2 protein-coding genes and 1 pseudogene are annotated in these 2,907 nt (G+C 47.6%); 2 read left to right on the top strand and 1 reads right to left on the bottom strand.

The features are described 5' to 3' along the window. Positions 1-130: 130 nt before the first annotated feature. Together ACMV5H_RS25225 and ACMV5H_RS25230 are read left to right on the top strand one after the other, a co-directional pair. Positions 131-1,348 (top strand): annotated as a pseudogene (locus ACMV5H_RS25225) (Tn3 family transposase); the annotation flags it as partial. 72 nt (positions 1,349-1,420) lie between these two features. Beyond that, positions 1,421-1,663: a hypothetical protein gene (locus ACMV5H_RS25230; RefSeq protein WP_414822763.1), complete on the top strand. Its 243-nt coding sequence runs from the start codon at positions 1,421-1,423 to the stop codon at positions 1,661-1,663. 184 nt (positions 1,664-1,847) lie between these two features. On the opposite strand, the gene ACMV5H_RS25235 is transcribed toward ACMV5H_RS25230, so the two are convergent. Beyond that, the gene (locus ACMV5H_RS25235; protein WP_414822764.1) at positions 1,848-2,423 is read right to left on the bottom strand and encodes an NAD(P)H-dependent oxidoreductase; all 576 of its coding nucleotides are present in this window, start codon (positions 2,421-2,423) and stop codon (positions 1,848-1,850) included. Positions 2,424-2,907: the final 484 nt, after the last annotated feature.

Genomic DNA, 2,907 nt, shown 5'->3' on the forward strand with positions numbered 1-2,907 from the left:
CCAAGACGGTTTTAACGGCTTCGGCCCTAAATTCTTTCGAGTAACGTTGAGTTTTTCTGGTCATAGTGAACTCCTTTTAATCCCATTCTACTCAGGAAGGAGTGTCCGTTAAAATCAGGCTACCTCACACTGCCGGTTTCTTCATGCCATGAAGCCGCTGCAACCCCGCTATGCAAAAAAAGAAGCCGATGCAGACAGCCTGATGGCGGTCATCGTTGCCCAGGCGATGAATCATGGTAACCATGTCATGGCGCGAACCAGCGATATTCCGTTTCATGTGCTGGAAACCACGTATGAACAATACCTTCGGCTGGCATCACTGCTCACGGCCAATGACTGCATCACCGATGCCATAGAGGCACTGCCGATTTTCCCGCTCTATTCGTTTGATCCGGGAACGCTTTATGGTGCCGTTGATGGGCAAAAATTTGGCGTTGAACGACCAACAGTAAAAGCCCGGCATTCACGTAAATACTTCGGCCGCGGTAAAGGCATGGTGGCCTACACACTGTTATGTAACCACATCCCGATCAACGGATACCTGATTGGCACAAACGACTATGAAGGCCACCATGTCTTTGATATCTGGTACCGCAACACCTCAGAGGTAAAACCCACGGCCATCACCGGCGACATGCACAGCATCAACAAAGCCAACTTTGCGATCCTGCACTGGTTTGGCCTGCGCTTTGAACCTCATTTTACTGATCTGAACAAACAACTACAGGAGCTGTACTGTACCCGAGACCCATCGACCTATAAAAAATGCCTGATCCAGCCCGCCGGACAGATTGACCTGAACCTTATTACTCGAGAAAAAAGCAATCTCGATCGCATCGTCGCCACGCTGGGGCTGAAAGAAATGACGCAGGGAACCCTGATCCGCAAAATGTGTACGTACACAACAACCAATCCGACAAGACAGGCGGTATTTGAATATGACCGGCTGGTTCGCAGCATTTACACGTTTAAGTATCTGCGGGATCCGCAGTTGGAACGCAATATCCGTCGTTCTCAGAACCGGGTTGAGTCTTATCACCAGCTACGCGCCGCGGTAGCCAAAGTCGGCGGAAAGAAAGAGTTAACCGGGAAAAATGACATTGCAACGGAAATCAGTAATCAGTGCGGGCGGTTGATCTGCAACGCGATCGTTTACTACAACTCCGCGATCCTATCTCGATTGCTGGAACGACTGGAAGCGGAAAATAACATCAAAGGTATTGAGGCTCTGAACCGGATATCACCGGTGGCCTGGCAGCATATCTTGCTGAACGGGCATTACACCTTCCAGAGCAACAATGAGATTATTGACCTGGAGACGCTGGTTTCCGGGCTGAAACTGGGGTAACGGAAATTTCGGCGGTTCCGGCATAGAACCCCTTACTACGGCTTTTTGGCCAACCGCAAACGGGGCCAACTGTTGCCGAAGGTCTACGAAGCGCTGTCGATGACGGTGCGGGATAAGCCCAAACGGCCCGGGTTCGCGGTGTTGATGAAAGGCTTCCTGGGCACAGATCCGTACCAATGCATCTTGTGCGGCGATCGGTTGAGATTTGCCGGTGCCGAGGCTGGCAGACGTGCAACAGAATTACTGTCGACCAGGTTGCAGCGGATGGAGAAAAAACGATGGCTTCAGGAACCGACTCTGGATAAGTGCGCCTGAAAAATGGGTTTTAGATTAAAAACACAGCAAAACCGGCATTTTTACGTATAACCCTTCGCGGTCCCGCCCTCTCTGGGAATGTGTCACGCTACGACTCATGGTTAGTGCGCTCAAAAAAATGCAATTGAGCTTCCTAACCATCAAGTCGCGACTAATACACCTGAAAAAGACCAAAATAATCGCATTAAAATATATCTTTATTAGATAGGACATTTGGTCTACGCAAAAGCTCCAGCATTTTGTCTACATGTGGCCTCATGACCCTCTTAACTTCATCACTGCACCCTCCATCAATATCACCTGAAATATATGGAACCCTTGTGTATATAATAGACTCAAAATTCATTAGGCAATACTTTGCAAGATAAATGAATGGCTTCCACAAATCATCAGCTTTATAGTTCATACCTTTTCTTTCATATTCTTCTAGTGATCCCCCACCTGTGACTGATATAGAAAACCCCTTGCCTTTCAACTTATCTCCGAGAGGGCCAGAACATAAATCTGGGCTAAGCACAAGTTCCTCCCAAGTTTTTAATAGAGACGGTTCACCATACCATAATAGAGGAAATTGAAAGATTATTCTTTCCGCACTCAACAAGTCTTTTTTTTCTGATTCAGCATCTATCTTGAAATTTTTGTACAATGAATATATATTATTTACTTTCGTGCCTGGAACACCCTTTACCTCATTGAGGATATATCTGTTGTAGTTAGAGTTGTTTATATCCGGGTGAGCCAAGATTATTAAATTTTTCATTTTTTCTTCCAGTGTTATTTGATTTTTTTATTAATCAATTTTTATCATACACCACTATTACCGGGAGGGGGTAGTTCTTTTTACATCAGAACAGTAGCCCGCCTGCGGCGGGAGCTAAGACTCTGTTAGAAAATGAGTTTCTACAGGCATCGTAGCTCGCTATAATCCCGTGTATGCACATACCTCGACCGGCAAAACTCCTCTTCCAGATTGATGATGGCTGGGGTCAGTTACTCGCTAAACACGGCAACGTCGTCCCCGAATGGACCAAACTGGTCATCGAGCGGATGCTCGCCTGCGGGACCGGTGCCATGGGCGTTCGCCGGTATTGTTGCACTTCTGCCCACTGTTCTCACACCGCCCCATTCCCACTCGAAACGCAACAAAGTGACCCACTGGCCAGACCCGGATAAAATCACCGCTCTGGCCCTACTGGAGAGCCTGTTGCATGCAGGGAAAACATCTGACTCAGAAAGAGCGGTTC

Source organism: Serratia sp. N21D137 (assembly GCF_047530005.1).
GTDB classification, from domain to species: domain Bacteria; phylum Pseudomonadota; class Gammaproteobacteria; order Enterobacterales; family Enterobacteriaceae; genus Chania; species Chania fonticola_B.